Below are 18,260 nucleotides of genomic sequence, written 5' to 3'. Positions count from 1 at the left end.
GTTGGACTCTTGGGGTATAAAAACTTTTTTTGTGCCGGCGAGTCTAATAGATAGAGGGACCAATTGGAGGTGGGGAATTGACGGACATAGAACTTGCGAAAAAGGCGATCAAAGGAGATGATGAAGCGTTTTTGCGATTGCTTTCCGAGCATAAGGAAGCTCTTTACCGAACGGCACTATCCTATTTGAAAAATGAAGAAGATGCATTGGATGCCGTACAAGAAGTAACGATGCGGTCCTATGACAAAATAAAAACGTTGCGAATGCCAGAATATGCAAAAACATGGCTTATCCGAATTATGATGAACCATTTCCGTGATGTACTAAATAAGAAGAAACGTTATGTGCTTGATGCAAATGCAGGTAAATTAGAAGGAATAAGCGATGATTTTACATATCTTGAAATCGAAGAGGCGCTTAGCCGACTGTCTGAGAAGGAACGGCAATTGATTCATTTGAAATATTTGCATGATATTAAAATAAAAGATATAGCAGATATGACGTCAACACCGGAAGGAACTGTGAAAACGAGGCTATATAAGGCGGTTAAATCATTGCGGACGTTTTTTGAAGGAAAGGAGGAGAAAGAACTTGATGGAAGAGGAAAGAAAACTGAAGAAATGGAAAGCGGAAATTGAGAAGGCAGCCCTACCCGAAGAACGGTTGGAAGCTGCTATTCAGAACGGGTTTGAACATGCAAAAACGAATAGAAGAAAGAAATGGCGGGTTGTTAAGCGCAGCGTTTTCTCTACAGTTTCAGCTGCAATTCTGATTCTCGCTTTTGCAGCCTTAATACGCGTATCGCCTGCGTTCGCAAATGCAATTGCTTCATTTCCAGGTATGGAGCGGATTGTTGAAATGATTCAGGACAATAAAGGACTGCAAATGGCGATTGAAAATGATCATTTCCAAGTAATCGACTCAACCGATTCGACAGAAAATGTGGAAGTGACATTGAAAGGGATCATTACTGATGAATCGAGCCTTGTTGCATTTATTGAAATAAAATACAAAACAAATGAACAAATAGATTTTGTTTCCGATTATCGGATAGTGGATGTTGATGGAAAAGATGCTGTCAATGTAAAGAACTCATCCAGTAGCTATCACGATGAAGATGGAGCAGATCTAACAAGCATAGTGGAAATCGAATTTAACGAACCATTGCCAATGGAGCAATTGATGCTGGAAGTTCAGTTTGCAAACGACACGGACAGATCCAAAATTACAGAAACTGTTCGCTTGCCATTCCAAGTGCAACTGCAGCCTGTGAAGAAAGAACAAATGAAGATCAATGAAACGACCATCGTGGAAGGGCAAGCAATTAAGATCAACAGCATCACAGTCGGTCCAATTAAAACAGCAGTAGAAGTTGAGTACGCTCCTGAAAATACGAAAAAAATATTTGGTTTTGAAGATCTACGAATTGTAGATGAAAATGGAGAAGAATGGACGTCCATCAAAAACGGCATTTCCGCGAGGTATGTAGAAGATCCATATAAAGTAATCTATTATTTACAAAGCAATTATTTTCAAAGCAGTGATGAACTGTATTTGGAATTTAACAAGCTAATGGCTTTAGAGAAAGACGAAGCATTTATCGTTATTCATACCGAAACTGAAGATATTCTACAGCAGCCAAAGGATAAACGATTCAGCAATGTAAAGATGCATGGGTCTTCTTTTATGGAAGTCGAATTACAAGGTGGAAAGGATTACTACCATGATCCATTTTCCACATTTTATGACGCCGAAGGGAAAGAGCTTCGTTCAAAATCGGGTTCTTTTTCAAGGGTAAATGATAAAAAAGTTACAATCGGAGTCGAATTACCTAATGAGGACTTTGCGAATCCTTTGGAGTTCCCTCTACATGCCTATCCAACGTATATAAAAGGAGATGTCCGTGTGAAAATCAAATAGTAAAAAATCCATGGCAATCACCATGGATTTTTTATTGCATCAATACACTAAAACAACAGCACATTACCATAGAACAAACTTTCGCAAAAGTCAACAAAATTAATTTATTTTCGTGTACGATAGGAATAAGGGAACGAAATTAATTTGGCGAAAGGGTGTTTGAAATGGTTGAACTAACTGGGGATTCATTGACGTTAAAGCAAATGGAAGAGATTTTATATAATGATGACAAGATCACCTTGAATAGCGATGCGTTGGCACGGGTGAAGAAGGGCCGTGAAGCAGTCGAGAATATCGTTCAAAATGATCGAACTGTCTATGGCATTAATACGGGCTTCGGCAAATTCAGTGATGTGAAAATCGATGAAAAGGATACGAAAGCTTTGCAACTACATTTGATCCGTTCGCATGCTTGTGGAGTAGGAGAGCCTTTTCCTGAAGTCGTTTCTAGAGCGATGGTCGTCCTCAGGCTCAACGCGTTAATGAAAGGCTTTTCGGGCATTAGGGCTGATGTGCTGGAGCGCTTTGCGTATATGGTGAATCACAAAATTCATCCTGTCATTCCTCAACAAGGCTCTCTTGGCGCATCAGGTGATCTTGCACCGCTCTCCCATTTGGCGCTCGTTTTAGTAGGGGAAGGATTCGTTTGGAAAGATGGCAAGCCAATTTCTGCTAAAGATGTTTGGAGAGAACATGGACTAAGTCCGATCGTTCTTGAAGCGAAGGAAGGGCTTGCGTTAATTAACGGAACACAAGCGATGACTGCTCAAGGCGTCGTCAATTATTTAGAAGCAGAAAAGTTGGCATATGACAGTGAATGGATTGCTGCGATGACGATGGAATCGCTAAAGGGTATAACAGATGCTTTTCATCCCGCTATCCATGAAGCGCGCGGCTATGCTGAACAGATCAGTGTTGCGGAAAGGATGTTGGAATGGCTGAAGGGGAGCGGTTTAACGACAAAACAAGGCGAACTGCGTGTGCAAGACGCATATTCCATTCGGTGCATCCCTCAAGTCCATGGCGCAACTTTTCAAGTTCTATCGTATGTAAAAGAGAAATTGGAAATTGAAATGAATGCCGCAACGGATAATCCGCTCATTTTTGATGATGGGGAGATCGTTGTTTCAGGAGGAAATTTCCATGGCCAGCCAATTGCCTTTGCAATGGATTTCCTGAAAATCGGTATGGCTGAGCTTGCGAATATATCCGAACGACGCATTGAGCGGCTTGTCAATCCGCAATTAAACGAAGGCTTACCGCCATTTCTCAGCTCAGAGCCCGGATTACAGTCGGGCGCGATGATTTTGCAATATTCCGCTGCAAGCCTCGTTTCGGAAAATAAAACATTGGCGCATCCAGCATCTGTTGACTCCATTCCATCTTCGGGCAATCAGGAAGATCATGTGTCGATGGGCACGATCGGTTCAAGGCATGCTTATCAAATTATTAAAAATGTCCGTAACGTCCTTGCCATTGAAGCATTATGCGCAATGACAGCATGCATGTATCAAAATGTTGAAAACATGGCCCCACGTACAAGAGAAAAGCTTGAAGCGTTAAGGGATATCGTATCGCCGATCGATCAAGATCGAATTTTCGCAGCGGATATTCAGAAAATCGAACAGTTTTTGTGCATATGATTAAAAGGCGGGGTTAGCGACTCGGCCTTTCAGGTGATAATTATAGAATTGGGTCACTATAATCAGAAAACGGTGTTCTTATTTCAAAACAGTTTACTTATCTATACACAGAGGGGTGAAGTTGTAGTGAACTTTCGAAAAGCTACGATTAATGACGTACCAGCAATCGTAAATCTTCTTGCCGATGATGAATTAGGTTCTCAACGCGAGCGTAACGAAACTCCATTGCCACAATCGTATTATGAGGCGTTTGAAGCAATTGAGGCACAAACCGGGAATCAAATCATCTTAGCTATTGACGGTGATTCTGTGATTGGCTGCCTGCAGCTCACAATGATTCCCGGATTAGCCAGACAAGGCATGAAACGAGCGCAAATTGAAGGAGTTCGTGTTGCTCAAAATTACCGTGGAAAAAAGGTAGGAGAAGCGTTGTTTCAAGAAGCAATCGCGATTGCAAAATCTGAAAAATGTGGAATGGTTCAATTAACAACTGACAAAAAACGTCAGGATGCCCATCGCTTTTATGATCGTTTAGGCTTTATTGCAAGCCATGAAGGCATGAAATTACTATTATAATCCATAGGTTTTTTTAGAAGTTTCGGTTTAGAGAGCGATCGAAGAGGATCGGGTCCTAATGAGGTTTTTAGGACCCGCTTATTTAATGTTCGTATTTCTTAAATCATAGCTGCAGCTTTCCACGTTTAATAATATTCATCTGTAACAATTCCTCTCCCCCTTTGATTGGCGGCAGTTGGTTATCATCTGAAAGTAGTTTTGATAATAATCAATTGCATCGATGCGTCCAATTTGTTCAATCAATGCATGAAGCATGCTATCATTAGAGTGTTATATAAAACTTGTATAGACAGACGCACTGCCAACCTCGAATGGTTATTTTCAATATGGCATTTTTGTGTCGTGGACTATGAGCGTTGGCTCTATGAGTGTTCCGGATCCGACAACTAACAATAGAAGCAACGCGACAATCCGCTTTTTTAGCAGACTTGCATTTTTGTGATGCTTGATAAATTGTAGGCTAATATACTGATCTTTTGGGCAGTTTAGTACTTATCCCTCTTTCACGAACTTTACCTATTTCAACAAAAATGGAAAAGCAAACTATACTATTTTAGGAGATGAAAGCAATGACGGGCGAACAAAAGCCTCATATTTTACTAGTAGATGGCATGGCGCTATTATTCAGATCATTTTTTGCCACTTCAGCGATGGGCCATTATTTTCCGAACGATAAAGGAGTTCCGACGAATGGTGTACAAGGTTTCGTGCGTCATGCTATGACAGCCGTTTCAATTTTCAAACCGACACATATGGCAGTTTGTTGGGATATGGGCGCCCATACTTTCAGAAATGATTTATACGACGGCTATAAAGCAAATCGCCCAGAACCGGCTCCGGAGCTTGTGCCGCAATTCGATATGGCGAGGGAAGTTTCGGAATGGGTCGGTTGGAAAAATTACGGAGTGGAAGGCATGGAAGCCGATGATTTGATCGGATCGTTTATTTGTGAATGGGAAGGGCGTGCCGATATTACTGTCGTCACAGGCGATAAAGATTTATTGCAGCTATTGCGACCAGGCGTCCGCATCGCACTTATGAAAAAAGGTTATACAGTTTACGACATTTATACCGAAGAGCGCTTCGTGGAGGAATATGAAATCGAACCGATCCGTTTTGTCGATACAAAGGCTTTTACAGGCGATCCGAGCGATGGCTATCCTGGCGTTAAAGGAATCGGTCCGAAAACAGCTTTGAAATTGATTAAAGAGTATGGAACGGTTGATGGTGTCGTAAATGCACTGGATGAGCTGACGCCCGGCATGCGCAAAAAGATTGAAACCGATATGGAAATGCTTATGCTATCGAGGGAATTAGCCCAAATCCATTGTGAGCTGTCATTCGGAGATCCAATCGAAGAATTGGCAGTGCCGATTTTCGGTGAGTCATTAAGAGAAAAATTAGAGCAAGAAGGCTATCGCATGATCATTAGGCAAATGGACTCCTTATTCCTATCGCCACAGCATTGAAATACAAAGTAATGTACGAAATGAAAAACACCAAAGACTCTTATATTAGAAGATTATTTACGACTCCGTACTACGTTTTCAGGGTCTTGCCGGCTATTGGTGATTTTTCTTTATTAGTCGAGAAAGAACTTTTAGCACCAATGCAATAGAAGAAAACGGTCGATCAGAAAACCGCTGCTTGAAATTTAAAAAGCAGCGGTTTTCTTCATTTTTACGAAAGAAAGGATTTTCTTGTTCTGCTCATAAGATACTTTACGCAATTGGCTTGTCCGATTGCGGCCGCCATTATCATGTATAAGTAGAATGAGATCATTTCCGTGTTTCTCATAGCCGACGATCGGCACCCAGTGATAATCAAAAGTAAATTTTCCTAACCAATGAAACGTGAACCATTTATCGAATTTGGCGGCAACTGGTCTTCCTTCATCTATTTCCAACAGGACATCTTCAATTCCGCAAGATTCTATGTTCCAGCCCGCCCCTAATAGCTTTCTTAAATTGCGGATCATTCGATATTTGCTTAAGCCAATTTTGGTTCCGCCTAAGCTGCGATATAGTTTGTTAATGGAAAGGTGAGGCTCGGCTTCTGATAAATGGCGAAGGATGACAAAGGCAGTGACAGGCCCACATGCAGAAGCACGGAACTTGGCTTCAATATCTTCATCGAATTGCGATTTGCCAATGAATCCTTTTATTGTTTTCATCATGTTTGCCCCTATCTACTTTTTAAGTGAACGGCCTTCTTCCTTTAACAACACTTTCAAGGCGGCGCGGAACGTTCCGTATGTTTCAAAATCCATATGGATGCCAGCGAGTACTATTTTACGGACGATTTGCGGGTTGAAGCCTACTAAGATGGGACGGATATCCATCAGCTTCAATGTGTTGTTCAGTAGTCCTAACTCGATTGCCATTTGATCAAATTCCGCATGATCCTTTTCATCCAAATCTGCGCCTGAAAAATCAAATATTGCACAATTGACATCGGGATGTTTACTTATGTATTCATGCACTTTAGTCCGGATCAATTCAAAACGCTCACCTCCGCTATATCCGACAATTGGAACTAAAATTGTATGATTGACAATAGAAGAAATGATTGGAACCGATGTTTCTCGTATCGTTTGTTCTAAACAAGCAATCCTTCCTTTTAACCTTTCAATCTCTTTTTCGTAATCCATAGGACCACCTCAATATAATAAATTCGTTAAATCTATTATAATGAATAAAAAAAGCAACGGCAAAGTTTGTCATGCCGCTGCTAGCAATTATTTCACTTCTTCAAGAAAATCTTCTACTTGATCTGGCGTTTTTGCATTTGCGCTATGCAAATGAGCTTTCTTTTCCCCGTTTTGGAAAACAAGCAAGCTTGGAATACCCATCACTTCATATTTTTCAGCGATTTCAGGCAACACGTCGCGATCAACGTCGTACCATGTGAACGTATTATATTTTTCGACGATAGGATCAATGAACATGTCCATCCGTTTGCAATCAGGACACCAGCCGGCTTGGAACTTAATGAGTGCTTTGTCGTCTTTGTTAATAATTTCATTGAATTGCTCTGCAGTAGTAATTGATTTCATCCTATATCATCTCCTTCACTGTTCAGTTTACAATCTTTTCATCGTACGAGGAAATGAAATGCCCACGATATCGACAAAAGGCTGATAACAATAATTTTTCGAATAAATATAGAATTAAATATTGCGAAAAGGGGATAAATGGTCTAAACTATGACTATAGATTGCGTTTCTATTTTTTTTACTTATGAAATGAATGAGCATTCATTCAAAAGAAGAAAGGGAGGCTCGCTAACGTGACATATCAAATTAAAAAAGCAGCAGTAATCGGCTCTGGTGTCATGGGCTCAGGGATCGCGGCTCATTTGGCGAATATCGGTATTCCGGTATTGTTGCTGGATATTGTTCCGAACAAATTGACAGAAGAGGAAGAAGCGAAAGGACTAACGTTAGAGGATACGAAAATCCGCAATAAGTTCGCTGCTACTGCACTGGAAAAATTATTGAAACAAAAACCTGCACCTTTGGCGACGAAGAAAAATCTATCACTCATTGAAATTGGCAACTTAGAGGATGATGTAGATAGATTGAAAGACGTTGATTGGATCATCGAAGTAGTGGTTGAAAACTTAGATGTGAAAAAAGGGCTGTACGAAAAAATAGATGCGGTAAGAAGTCCGCAAACGATTGTTACATCGAATACGTCTGGGATTAGCATTGAGGCGATGGCGGAAGGGCGATCGGAAGACTTCCAAAAGCATTTCCTTGGCACGCATTTCTTCAATCCGCCGCGCTACCTGAAATTATTGGAAGTCATTCCAAACAAGAAAACAGATCCGGCAGTGCTTGATTTCATGTTGCAGTTTGGAGAGGACAAATTAGGAAAAGGCGTTGTCATTGCGAAAGACACTCCGAATTTTATTGCGAACCGGATCGGAACGTACGGCTTGCTTATTACGTTGCGAGAAATGGAGAAGCGAGGCTATTCAATCGGAGAAGTCGATTCGGTTACAGGTACATTGATTGGCCGCCCGAAATCTGCAACATTCCGAACATTAGATGTCGTCGGTCTGGATACATTCATGCATGTCGCGAAAAATGCTTTTGATAAAACAGAGGGCGAAGAGCAGAAAGTATTTGAATTGCCGCCTTTCATGAAGAAAATGATTGACAATGGCTGGTTAGGTGCAAAAACAAAACAAGGTTTCTATTTAAAGAAAGATAGAGAAATTCTTGAATTGGATCTTGAGACGTTTGAATACGTACCGACGAAGAAATTGAAAACGCCTTCAATTGAAATGGCGAAGCAACAAAAAGGGCTTGCAAACAAAGTGAAATCGCTCGTATACGCGAACGACCGTACAGGCGAAATATTATGGAATGTTCTTTCGCCGACATTACGCTATTCTGCCCAATTGACTGGTGAAATTGCCGATGACATCGTTGCGATTGACAATGCGATGAAATGGGGCTTTGGCTGGCAGCAAGGTCCATTCGAAATTTGGGATGCGATTGGCGTTGCGAAATCCGTCGAGAAGATGAAAGAGGAAGGCTCACAAATTCCTGCATTCGTAGAAACGATGCTATCAAAGGGCATCGAATCGTTTTATAGAGAGGAAGATGGGGATCTTCTCTACTACGATGGGGAAGGGTATCGACCAGTACCAGTGAACGAAAAAGCGATTGATTTGAAGCGCTACAAAAAGAAACATGGCGTCATTAAAAAGAATTCGGGTGCAAGTTTGATCGATCTTGGAGATGGCATCGCATTGTTGGAATTCCATTCACAGTCAAATGCGATTGGTCCTGATGTCATTCAAATGATCAACTTTGCAATTGACGAAGTTGAGAAAAATTACAAAGGTCTTGTCATTGGTAACCAAGGCAAGAACTTCTGCGTAGGGGCAAACCTTGGCATGATTTTAATGGAGGCCCAAGACGATAATATTTTCGAGCTTGATTTCATCGTCCGCTCATTCCAAAACGCTATGATGAAAATCAAGTATAGCCGTAAACCGGTCGTTGCTGCACCATTCCAAATGGCGTTGGGCGGTGGAGCGGAAGTTTGCTTGCCAGCAGCGCATATCCAAGCATCCATGGAAACATATATAGGTCTTGTTGAAGCAGGAGTTGGCCTAATCCCTGGCGGCGGTGGAAACGTCAACCTCTATTCAAAGCATTTGAAAGGGTTACCGAACGGTGTTCAAGTAGACTATCAATACGTCGCGAACAAAGTATTTGAAACAATTGCAATGGCAAAAGTATCGACATCTGCTGAAGAAGCGCGTGAAAACAACTTCCTTGATTTTGCAGATGGCATTAGCGTAAATCCGGATCACTTAATTTATGATGCGAAACAGGCGGCATTGGCATTGTATGAAGGTGGATATACACCTCCGAAGAAAGAGAAGATTCCGGTGACTGGAGATTCCGGCTATGCAACGATGCTCTTAGGTGCTGAAGGCATGTACTTGTCTGGTTACATTAGCGACCATGATTTGAAAATCGCGAAGAAATTAGCGTATGTATTATCTGGTGGCAAAGTGCCATATGGAACTTTAGTCGATGAGCAATACATGTTGGACCTTGAGCGTGAAGCGTTCTTGAGCCTCGTAGCTGAACCGAAATCACAACAGCGCATGCAGCATATGTTGCTCAAAGGGAAACCGTTGCGCAACTGATTAGCGTCAAAGTAAAAAGGAGGAAGTCGAATGCGTGAAGCAGTAATTGTAGCCGGTGCAAGAACGCCGGTCGGAAAAGCGGGCAGAGGTTCACTTGCGACTGTCCGTCCCGATGATATGGGAGCCTTGGTTATCAAGGAAACTTTAAAGAGGGCAAATGATTATGATGGACCGATAGATGATTTAATTATGGGCTGTGCAATGCCTGAAGCTGAACAAGGGATGAATATTGCACGCAATATCGGCGCTTTGGCAGGATTGCCAGATACGACGCCTGCAATTACAGTGAACCGTTTCTGTTCATCTGGATTGCAATCGATTGCCTATGCGGCAGAACGCATTATGTTAGGTCATTCTGAAGCGATTATCGCTGGCGGCGTTGAATCGATGAGCATGGTGCCGATGATGGGCAATACGATCCGTCCAAACTTCAAATTGGCGGAAACAGCACCACAATATTATATGGGCATGGGGCATACTGCTGAACAAGTTGCGATGAAGTATGACGTGAGCCGTGAAGACCAAGACGCATTTGCTGTAAGATCGCATGAACGAGCGGCGGCAGCGATTGCAGAGGGGAAATTTAAAGATGAAATCGTGCCGGTTGAAGTTGTTAAGCGATTCGTCGACGACAGCGGCAAATATCAAGAAAAGACTTTTATGTTCGAAATGGATGAAGGTGTCCGTCACGGAACAACAATGGAAGTGTTGGCGAAGCTGCGTCCAGCATTTTCAGTAAAAGGCTCTGTTACAGCAGGGAACGCTTCGCAAACTTCAGACGGTGCAGCATCCGTGCTAGTAATGGATCGCGAAGTGGCTGAAGGAAAAGGCTTGAAGCCAATCGCCAAATTCCGTTCCTTTGCGGTAGGCGGAGTGCCCCCTGAAGTAATGGGAATCGGACCGATTGAAGCAGTTCCGAAAGCACTTAAATTAGCGAGGCTTTCCATTGACGATATTGACCTTTGGGAATTGAACGAAGCATTCGCTTCCCAATCATTGCAAGTCGTCCGCCATTTAGGCTTGGATATGGATAAAGTAAACGTCAACGGCGGCGCAATCGCCCTTGGCCACCCACTAGGCGCAACCGGATCTGTCCTGACATTGAAATTAATGAACGAACTAAAACGCCAAGGCAAACAATTCGGCGTCGTCACAATGTGCATCGGTGGAGGAATGGGAGCAGCCGGAGTATTTGAAATGCTATAACAAAAGCGGAGAGGGGCGTTTAGCTCCGACAGGCGTTGGCCGACTAAGAGCGCCGCGTCCTGCGGCAACGTCGGCACTAATACGTCCTGTATGTCGGAAGATAGGAAACTAAGGCGCTTTTTGCCTTAGCTTCCTATCTGAAACGACCCGAGGAGCTGCCGTCCGGAGTCTGGATGTGACTAAAGCGTAGGGCGGCTGCTCAACCCCGACAGGCACTGGAAGGATTGGACTTAGGGCGCTCTTTGCCCTAAATCCAATCCTGAAGTGACCGAGGGGTTGCCGCCCGGAGTCTGGATGGAAACAAAAGCGAAGCGTTAGGAGCACAATCTTTGCACTACCCGTCACGCAGAACGGGCTTTGCGAAGCCTGTCACATCGAACAGGCTTTGCGAGTAAAAGCGCAGCGTTAGGAGCACATAAAAGCCCTGCCTGTCACATCGAACAGGCTTTGCGAACAAAAGCGCAGCGTTGAGAGCACCACTTCGCCCTGCCTGTCACATCGAACAAAAGCAATGTGTAGAGTGCACATAAATACAAGAGCAGCACATCTTTATCTAAAACCATTCCTGCAAAACGCATTTACTTGAACAATAATCAACGATCTTGGGTGCCAGTCATTACATTTATGTACGCTAAATTAAATAAGTGTAAGTGGCTGCCTCTCATAAAATATTAAGGAGGAATTTCAAATGGCTGAAACAAAAACGACTGACTTAATTCGTGGTGGAGCATTTTTAATTGAAGACATTGAACCTGAACGTGTCTTTACGCCAGAGGATTTTACAGATGAGCATAAAATGATTGCAAAAACGACAGAGGACTATGTAAAAAATGAAGTTGCTCCCGTTATTGAAAACTTGGAAAACCATGAATTTGAACACTCTGTAAGACTATTGAAAACTGCAGGAGAATTAGGTCTGCTTGGCGCGGATGTTCCTGAAGAATACGATGGCTTGGGCCTTGACAAAATTTCATCTGCACTAATCGCAGAGAAGATGTCAGTAGCTGGCGGGTTTTCCATTACGCATGGTGCACACGTTGGAATCGGTACATTGCCGATCGTTCTTTTCGGAAATGAAGAGCAAAAGAAGAAGTACCTTCCAAACTCCGTAACGGGTGAAAAAATTTCTGCCTACGCATTGACTGAGCCAGGTTCCGGATCGGATGCTTTAGGCGCGAAAACGACTGCAAAATTAAATGAGGCAGGAACGCATTACATTTTGAATGGTGAAAAACAGTGGATTACAAACGCTGGTTTTGCAGATGTATTCGTTGTCTACGCAAAAATTGACGGCGATAAATTCTCTGCGTTCATCGTTGAAAAAGATTTCCCTGGCGTATCTGTCGGCGCGGAAGAGAAGAAAATGGGTATTAAATCCTCTTCTACACGTACATTGATTCTTGAAGATGCCGAAGTGCCTGTTGAAAACCTATTAGGAGAAATCGGTCGAGGACATGTAATTGCGTTTAACATTCTTAATATCGGGCGCTATAAATTAGGCGTAGGCACAATCGGAGGCTCAAAACGTGCTCTTGAATTAGCGATCACGTATGCAAATCAGCGCCAGCAGTTCAAAACGCCAATTTCTTCATTTAATTTAACGAAAGAAAAGCTTGCGACAATGGCATCGAAATTGTACGCAACTGAAAGTTTAATTTACCGTACAGTCGGTTATTTTGAAGAGCGCAATAGCCACATGACGCCTGAAGAGCAAAAAGACGGTAAAGCTGTTGCAGCTTCGATTGCGGAGTATGCAATCGAATGCTCCATTAACAAAGTTGTTGGATCTGAAGTGCTTGACTACATTGTTGATGAGGCTGTTCAACTGCATGGCGGATACGGCTTTATGCAAGAGTATGAAGTAGAGCGTATTTACCGCGATTCACGCATAAATAGAATTTTTGAAGGTACAAATGAAATTAACCGGTTGATCGTGCCTGGCACATTCTTGAAAAAAGCGATGAAAGGCGAACTGCCATTGCTTGAAAAAGCACAAGGCTTGCAAGAAGAATTGCTTATGATGATGCCAGAAGAAATTGGCGACGAGCCTTTGGCACAAGAGAAAGTTTTAGTGAAAAACGCGAAGAAAATCGGTTTGTTGGCAGCTGGAATGGCTGCGCAACGCTTCGGAACGAAGCTTGAACAAGAGCAAGAAGTGCTTGTGAATATCGCGGATATCGCGAACAATATTTTCGCAATGGAATCTGCACTATTGCGTACGGAAAAAGCAGTGGCGAAAAATGGCGCTGATAAAGAACAACAAAAGATCTTATATACTGAAATCTTCTGTCAGGAAGCATTCGAAGCAATCGAAAAGGATGCAAAAGAAACATTGCTTGCTTCAGTGGAAGGAGACAATCAGCGCATGATGTTATCAGCACTGCGCAAGCTAACTCGTTCGAATCCTTACAATATCATTGCGAAGAAACGTGAAGCAGCTGCAAAATTGATTGAAGCGGAAAAATATATCCTTTAATATCGAGCTGTTGAAGTCTACCATTTCGTTATGTAGTTTTGATTGCATGGGTCTTACTCATGAACTGTACGTAAAAACATCGTAATTGAATTGCCACATATGCCGCTCGGGTATGCTTGTATACCTGGGTGGCTTTTCTGTTATAATGGGGCTAAATGGAGGTGTTGAGAAGTATGGCATTGACGTACTATGGCTACAATAAATGCGGCACGTGCAGAAAAGCTAAAAAATGGCTTGAAGACAAAGGCATCGAATTTAAGGAAATCGATATTACACAAAATCCGCCAACAGCAGCTGAACTTGAAAAAATCATAAAAGCCTCCAATTTGGAGCTCAAGAAATTTTTCAATGTGAGCGGCATGAAATACCGTGAGCTGAACTTGAAGGACAAATTGCCTGCAATGACGGACGAAGAGAAGATAAAACTGCTTTCTTCAGACGGCATGCTACTGAAAAGACCGCTTCTTACAGATGGTGAAAAAGTGACGGTAGGCTTTAAAGAAGAGCAGTTCGAGGAAGTATGGGGGAAGTGAATAACTCCCTTGTCTTTAAGATGGAATTATGTCAGAATTAAATAGAATCAATAAATGTAGAGTGATGGAGGGGTTATGGGATGAGCACACCTAAAGATTTGCGTTTTTCTGCAGAACACGAATGGGTAAAAGATGAAAGCGGTAAATATCGAATTGGTATTACACATTTTGCTCAATCTGAATTGGGGGATATCGTTTTCGTTGAACTTCCTCAAGTCGGTGATGAAGTGAAAGTGGATGAGCCTTTTGGCAGTGTTGAATCTGTAAAAACTGTTTCTGAACTTTATGCTCCAATTAGCGGTAAAGTCATTGAAGTGAACGAAGAGTTGGAAGATAGCCCTGAATTGGTTAATGAATCTCCATATGAAGGTGCATGGATGATCGTCGTTGAAGCAACAGATGAGTCAGAATTGGATGCGCTAATGTCTGCTGAAGAGTATGACAAAATGACTGTTGGTGAATAATCATACGTGAAAGCGCCGGTGAAAACTGGGGCTTTTCGTTTTTCTTCGGGAGGGAGCATGTCATGAAGGCAGAAAAGCTCTTAATTGTTGAAGGTTTATCCGACAAAAAGAGAATCCAGAAGGTGTTGTCAGAGCAAGTTGCCATCATTTGCACGAATGGAACGGTCAGCTCGTATCGAGTGGAAGAGCTTTTATATCCATTTGAAGGATATGATCTCTATGTTTTCATGGATGCAGATGACTCCGGCGATAAGCTTAGACAGTTATTCATCCGAGAATATCCCGAAGCGATCCATCTCTATACGGAGCACCTTTATGGACAGGTGGAGAAAACCCCTTTGCGCAAAATAGCAGAAATTTTGTTAAGAGCAGATTTCAAAGTGCATCCCGAATTTCTTTTATATTGAGGGTGGTTAAGTTGGGAATCGAAAATTGGACGAGAGAACAATGGGAAAACAGTAAGGAAAAACCTTTATCGGTCTATTATTTATATACGCCATTATGCGGCACATGTGCGGTAGCTTCCAAAATGTTGGAGGTCATTTCTGTCATGAAGCCTGATTTGCCGATTGGGAAAGCCGACATGAATTACGTGCAAGATTTGGCGGTCGATTACCAAATAGAAAGCGTCCCTTGCCTGCTAATCCAAAAGAACGGTAAAATCACCCATAAAATCTACGCATTTCAATCAATCCCGTATCTTCTTGAAAAGTTAAGTTGACTTCTAAACTGTAATTATGATATAAATGTATTTAACAATTCAATACGTCACTCTTATAAAGAGAGGTGGAGGGAAGTGCCCTATGAAGCCCGGCAACCGTCATGAATGTGAAATGGTGCCAAGTCACGCAAAGCTTTTGCTTTGGAAGATGAGAGATTGGACAAATGTTTATAGTACTATAACATATTGAACCTTTCTGCTTGTCTGCAGGAAGGTTTTTTATTTTTGAAGAAAAACCTCATTTATGGGAGTTTTACTTTATAAGATAAAAAGGTTTCATTTATGTTAATTATAAATGAAGGAAAGTGCTGGCGTTTGCACGTTCGGATGATCAGAAATATGAGGTGGGAAAATGATTCAATTATCTAAAGTGGAAAAAAGGTTCGGTTCCAAAGAAAACGGCATAGCTGCTGTAGACGGCGTGTCCTTTACGATAACGGAAGGTGAAATTTTCGGGATTATCGGCTATAGCGGAGCAGGAAAGAGTACATTGATCCGCTTGTTGAATGGACTTGATATGCCGACTTCGGGGAGCATCAAGATTGGAAAGCGGGAAATTACTGCAATGAAAGGTCAAGAGCTGCGTAAAGCCCGTCAGAAAATTAGTATGGTCTTCCAGCATTTCAACTTGCTCTGGTCAAGAACCGTAAAGGAAAACATCGCCTTTCCACTGGAAATAGCAGATGTGAAAAAGGCGGAGCGTGACAGAAAGGTTTCCGAGCTAATCGATTTAGTCGGCTTGGCCGGAAGGGAAAATGCGTATCCATCACAATTATCGGGCGGGCAAAAGCAACGGGTAGGAATTGCACGCGCATTGGCGAACGATCCTGAAGTTCTTCTATGCGATGAAGCAACGTCAGCTCTCGATCCAGAAACAACGGATTCGATTTTAGAATTATTGACGAGCATCAATGAACGGTTAGGATTGACAATTGTCCTCATTACACACGAGATGCACGTAATTCGGAAAATTTGTCATCGGGTAGCTGTAATGGAAGCAGGAAAAGTAGTAGAAATCGGACAAGTATTAGATGTTTTCCAGTCACCGCAAGCGCCTGTTACGAAACGATTTGTTTCGCAAGTGACGGAGCCTGCTGGGACAAATGAGGCACTTGGCAATTTGAAAAAGGACTATTCCGAAGGCACAATCATCAAGCTATTCTTTATCGGAGAGCGAACAGAACAGCCAGTGTTGGCTAACTTGATTCGTAAATACGATGTTGAAGTGAATATTGTGCAAGGAAATATTTCGCAAACGAAAGGCGGAGCTTACGGAACGCTATTGCTCCAGCTTGTAGGGGAGAAAGCGGAAATGGATGAGGCAATTGCCTATCTTCATGAACAAGGTGTAAAAACAGAGGTGATAGGCAATGAATGAATCTTTATTTGTTAATATTGATTGGGAAAAAATGTGGAAGGCGACCGTCGAAACATTATATATGACGGGTGTATCAACTTTATTTACTTTCATTTTCGGATTAGCACTCGGCATTCTGTTGTTTTTATCGGGCCCAGGGCAACTTTGGCAAAATCGGATTGTCAACATATTCACGGGAGCCATTGTTAATATTTTTCGTTCAATTCCGTTTATCATACTCATAATTTTACTGATCCCGTTTACTACGTTACTCGTCGGTTCAATGCGTGGGCCGGAAGCTGCTCTACCTGCTCTCGTAATCGGTGCTGCTCCGTTTTATGCTCGGATGGTGTTAATCGGATTGCAAGAAATTGATAAAGGTGTTATTGAAGCTGCGAGATCGATGGGTGCGAAAACAAAAACGATCATTTTTAAGGTGTTATTGCCTGAATCATTGCCTGCTTTGCTTTCGGGCATTACAGTTACGGCAATTGCGTTAGTCGGTTATACTGCGATGGCTGGTGTGATCGGAGCAGGCGGATTAGGGAACTTGGCATACTATGAAGGCTTCCAAAGAAGCCGGAGCGATGTCATGCTTGTTGCTACTGTCATTATTTTAATTATTGTATTTGCAATCCAGTTCATTGGAGACCTATCTGTGAAGAAAGTGGACAAACGTTAATAACAGGATATGCCTGTTTATTATATAAAATATTGTAGGGGGTACTTATTATGAAGAAAATCAGTTCGCTATTCATTCTGCTTGCTCTTATCCTCGCGCTATCAGCATGCGGAACGAAAGATAAAGGCGATAATGCAAGTGGCGGCAACGAAGAGCAAAAAACGATTAAAGTTGGTGCGTCCAATACACCTCACTCCATTATTTTAGAAAAAGCAACGCCTTTAATGGAGGAAAAAGGGTACAAGTTGGAAATTGAGCCTTATCAAGACTATATTTTACCGAATAAAGATTTGGAATCTGGCATTATCGATGCAAATTACTTCCAGCATATCCCTTACTTCGAAGGGCAAATCGCTGATTTCGGATACGACTTTGTAAATGCGGGTGCCATCCATATTGAACCGATCGGCATTTATTCGAAAAAATACGATTCCTTGGATGATTTACCGGATGGCGCGACAATCCTAATTAGCAACTCTGTAGCTGACCACGGACGCGTGCTTGCAATGCTTGAAGAAAACGGTTTGATTACGCTTGCGGATGGCGTCGAAAAAGTAAAAGCTGAAATAAGCGACATTGTCGACAATCCAAAAAACTTAAAGTTCGAGCCTGATTACGAAGCAGCAATGATGCCGCAATTGTATAAAAACAATGAGGGCGATGCATTGCTCATCAACTCCAACTATGCGATTGACGCTGGCTTGAATCCATTGGAAGATGCGATTGCACTTGAAGCGACAGATTCACCTTACGTCAACATCATCGCAGTGCGTGCAGGCGACGAGGACAAAGAAGCGGTCAAAGCGCTCGTGGAAGTATTGAAATCAAAAGAGATTCAAGACTTTATCTTGGAAGAGTGGAACGGTTCAGTTGTTCCTGCAAAATAATGATAAACCATCAGCTGAAGGCACTGCCTGTCGTTTTTGAGACAATAATAAAACACCTTCTAAGCAGCCTTTAGTCGGTATTCAACCGGCGATTGGCTGTTTAGTTTCGCTTGAATTCGGAT

At 42.3% G+C, this 18,260-nt stretch carries 18 protein-coding genes and 1 riboswitch; of the genes, 15 read left to right on the top strand and 3 right to left on the bottom strand.

Translation table 11 applies throughout. The features are described 5' to 3' along the window. The first annotated feature begins 77 nt into the window (after positions 1-77). From ACFQ38_RS08770 to ACFQ38_RS08750, 5 genes are all read left to right on the top strand, one after another. Positions 78-638, top strand: a complete 561-nt coding sequence (locus ACFQ38_RS08770; RefSeq protein ID WP_381480407.1) for a sigma-70 family RNA polymerase sigma factor — start codon at positions 78-80, stop codon at positions 636-638. Then, the gene (locus ACFQ38_RS08765) at positions 595-1,920 is read left to right on the top strand and encodes a DUF4179 domain-containing protein (protein WP_381480454.1); all 1,326 of its coding nucleotides are present in this window, start codon (positions 595-597) and stop codon (positions 1,918-1,920) included. The genes ACFQ38_RS08770 and ACFQ38_RS08765 overlap by 44 nt, the downstream gene beginning before the upstream one ends. 164 nt (positions 1,921-2,084) lie before the next feature. After that, positions 2,085-3,563, top strand: a complete 1,479-nt coding sequence (gene hutH / locus ACFQ38_RS08760; RefSeq protein ID WP_381480405.1) for a histidine ammonia-lyase — start codon at positions 2,085-2,087, stop codon at positions 3,561-3,563. A gap of 126 nt (positions 3,564-3,689) precedes the next feature. After that, positions 3,690-4,139 carry a GNAT family N-acetyltransferase gene (locus ACFQ38_RS08755; RefSeq protein WP_381480404.1) on the top strand — a complete coding sequence of 150 codons (450 nt, stop codon included), beginning with the start codon at positions 3,690-3,692 and terminating at the stop codon, positions 4,137-4,139. 569 nt (positions 4,140-4,708) lie between these two features. After that, a complete protein-coding gene (locus ACFQ38_RS08750; RefSeq protein WP_336823697.1) occupies positions 4,709-5,608 on the top strand; it encodes a 5'-3' exonuclease in 900 nt (299 codons plus the stop codon). A 185-nt stretch (positions 5,609-5,793) separates the two neighbouring features. Here ACFQ38_RS08750 and ACFQ38_RS08745 read toward each other — a convergent pair whose 3' ends face one another. From ACFQ38_RS08745 to ACFQ38_RS08735, 3 genes are all read right to left on the bottom strand, one after another. Then, on the bottom strand, positions 5,794-6,312 hold the full coding sequence (locus tag ACFQ38_RS08745; protein WP_336823698.1) for a C39 family peptidase: 519 nt from the start codon (positions 6,310-6,312) through the stop codon (positions 5,794-5,796). Positions 6,313-6,327: 15 nt separating this feature from the next. Next, a complete protein-coding gene (locus tag ACFQ38_RS08740) occupies positions 6,328-6,789 on the bottom strand; it encodes an STAS domain-containing protein (protein WP_336823699.1) in 462 nt (153 codons plus the stop codon). Positions 6,790-6,876: 87 nt separating this feature from the next. Further along, the gene (locus ACFQ38_RS08735; RefSeq protein WP_336823700.1) at positions 6,877-7,194 is read right to left on the bottom strand and encodes a thioredoxin family protein; all 318 of its coding nucleotides are present in this window, start codon (positions 7,192-7,194) and stop codon (positions 6,877-6,879) included. Positions 7,195-7,427: 233 nt separating this feature from the next. Between ACFQ38_RS08735 and ACFQ38_RS08730 the strand changes: the two genes are divergently transcribed. The 10 genes from ACFQ38_RS08730 to ACFQ38_RS08685 all read left to right on the top strand — a co-directional run bounded on the left by ACFQ38_RS08730 (position 7,428) and on the right by ACFQ38_RS08685 (position 18,138). Next, on the top strand, positions 7,428-9,812 hold the full coding sequence (locus tag ACFQ38_RS08730; RefSeq protein ID WP_336823701.1) for a 3-hydroxyacyl-CoA dehydrogenase/enoyl-CoA hydratase family protein: 2,385 nt from the start codon (positions 7,428-7,430) through the stop codon (positions 9,810-9,812). A 30-nt stretch (positions 9,813-9,842) separates the two neighbouring features. Then, positions 9,843-11,018 (top strand): acetyl-CoA C-acetyltransferase, encoded by a 1,176-nt coding sequence (locus ACFQ38_RS08725; protein ID WP_381480400.1) that lies wholly within the window; start codon positions 9,843-9,845, stop codon positions 11,016-11,018. A gap of 688 nt (positions 11,019-11,706) precedes the next feature. Next, positions 11,707-13,494: an acyl-CoA dehydrogenase family protein gene (locus ACFQ38_RS08720; protein WP_381480399.1), complete on the top strand. Its 1,788-nt coding sequence runs from the start codon at positions 11,707-11,709 to the stop codon at positions 13,492-13,494. A 173-nt stretch (positions 13,495-13,667) separates the two neighbouring features. Next, entirely contained in the window at positions 13,668-14,027 is a 360-nt protein-coding gene (locus tag ACFQ38_RS08715) for an arsenate reductase family protein (protein ID WP_336823704.1), read from the top strand. Positions 14,028-14,107: 80 nt separating this feature from the next. Beyond that, positions 14,108-14,491, top strand: a complete 384-nt coding sequence (gene gcvH, locus ACFQ38_RS08710; RefSeq protein ID WP_381480398.1) for a glycine cleavage system protein GcvH — start codon at positions 14,108-14,110, stop codon at positions 14,489-14,491. 62 nt (positions 14,492-14,553) lie between these two features. Beyond that, the gene (locus ACFQ38_RS08705) at positions 14,554-14,898 is read left to right on the top strand and encodes a toprim domain-containing protein (protein ID WP_381480397.1); all 345 of its coding nucleotides are present in this window, start codon (positions 14,554-14,556) and stop codon (positions 14,896-14,898) included. A 17-nt stretch (positions 14,899-14,915) separates the two neighbouring features. Further along, positions 14,916-15,212 (top strand): thioredoxin family protein, encoded by a 297-nt coding sequence (locus ACFQ38_RS08700; protein WP_336823712.1) that lies wholly within the window; start codon positions 14,916-14,918, stop codon positions 15,210-15,212. A 50-nt stretch (positions 15,213-15,262) separates the two neighbouring features. Next, positions 15,263-15,367, top strand: a riboswitch (SAM riboswitch). A 197-nt stretch (positions 15,368-15,564) separates the two neighbouring features. Then, positions 15,565-16,590: a methionine ABC transporter ATP-binding protein gene (locus tag ACFQ38_RS08695; RefSeq protein WP_381480396.1), complete on the top strand. Its 1,026-nt coding sequence runs from the start codon at positions 15,565-15,567 to the stop codon at positions 16,588-16,590. Next, a complete protein-coding gene (locus ACFQ38_RS08690) occupies positions 16,583-17,251 on the top strand; it encodes a methionine ABC transporter permease (protein ID WP_336823708.1) in 669 nt (222 codons plus the stop codon). The genes ACFQ38_RS08695 and ACFQ38_RS08690 overlap by 8 nt, the downstream gene beginning before the upstream one ends. A 50-nt stretch (positions 17,252-17,301) precedes the next feature. After that, complete coding sequence (locus ACFQ38_RS08685) at positions 17,302-18,138, top strand: MetQ/NlpA family ABC transporter substrate-binding protein (RefSeq protein WP_336823709.1); 837 nt, start codon at positions 17,302-17,304, stop codon at positions 18,136-18,138. Positions 18,139-18,260 lie beyond the last annotated feature (122 nt).

Origin of the sequence: Sporosarcina contaminans (assembly GCF_042679045.1) — a bacterium.
GTDB lineage: Bacteria > Bacillota > Bacilli > Bacillales_A > Planococcaceae > Sporosarcina > Sporosarcina contaminans.
The sequence above is the reverse complement of the archived record's forward strand: the minus strand, read 5'-3'. Positions and strand labels throughout refer to the sequence as shown.

Bases quoted from the DNA above. Each gene is read 5' to 3' on its own strand.
- ACFQ38_RS08765 (WP_381480454.1), top strand. From the start codon at position 595: ATGGAAGAGGAAAGAAAACTGAAGAAATGGAAAGCGGAAATTGAGAAG.
- hutH (WP_381480405.1), top strand. From the start codon at position 2,085: ATGGTTGAACTAACTGGGGATTCATTGACGTTAAAGCAAATGGAAGAG.
- ACFQ38_RS08750 (WP_336823697.1), top strand. From the start codon at position 4,709: ATGACGGGCGAACAAAAGCCTCATATTTTACTAGTAGATGGCATGGCG.
- ACFQ38_RS08745 (WP_336823698.1), bottom strand. From the start codon at position 6,312: ATGAAAACAATAAAAGGATTCATTGGCAAATCGCAATTCGATGAAGAT.
- ACFQ38_RS08740 (WP_336823699.1), bottom strand. From the start codon at position 6,789: ATGGATTACGAAAAAGAGATTGAAAGGTTAAAAGGAAGGATTGCTTGT.
- ACFQ38_RS08735 (WP_336823700.1), bottom strand. From the start codon at position 7,194: ATGAAATCAATTACTACTGCAGAGCAATTCAATGAAATTATTAACAAA.
- ACFQ38_RS08725 (WP_381480400.1), top strand. From the start codon at position 9,843: ATGCGTGAAGCAGTAATTGTAGCCGGTGCAAGAACGCCGGTCGGAAAA.
- ACFQ38_RS08720 (WP_381480399.1), top strand. From the start codon at position 11,707: ATGGCTGAAACAAAAACGACTGACTTAATTCGTGGTGGAGCATTTTTA.
- ACFQ38_RS08715 (WP_336823704.1), top strand. From the start codon at position 13,668: ATGGCATTGACGTACTATGGCTACAATAAATGCGGCACGTGCAGAAAA.
- gcvH (WP_381480398.1), top strand. From the start codon at position 14,108: ATGAGCACACCTAAAGATTTGCGTTTTTCTGCAGAACACGAATGGGTA.
- ACFQ38_RS08705 (WP_381480397.1), top strand. From the start codon at position 14,554: ATGAAGGCAGAAAAGCTCTTAATTGTTGAAGGTTTATCCGACAAAAAG.
- ACFQ38_RS08695 (WP_381480396.1), top strand. From the start codon at position 15,565: ATGATTCAATTATCTAAAGTGGAAAAAAGGTTCGGTTCCAAAGAAAAC.
- ACFQ38_RS08690 (WP_336823708.1), top strand. From the start codon at position 16,583: ATGAATGAATCTTTATTTGTTAATATTGATTGGGAAAAAATGTGGAAG.
- ACFQ38_RS08685 (WP_336823709.1), top strand. From the start codon at position 17,302: ATGAAGAAAATCAGTTCGCTATTCATTCTGCTTGCTCTTATCCTCGCG.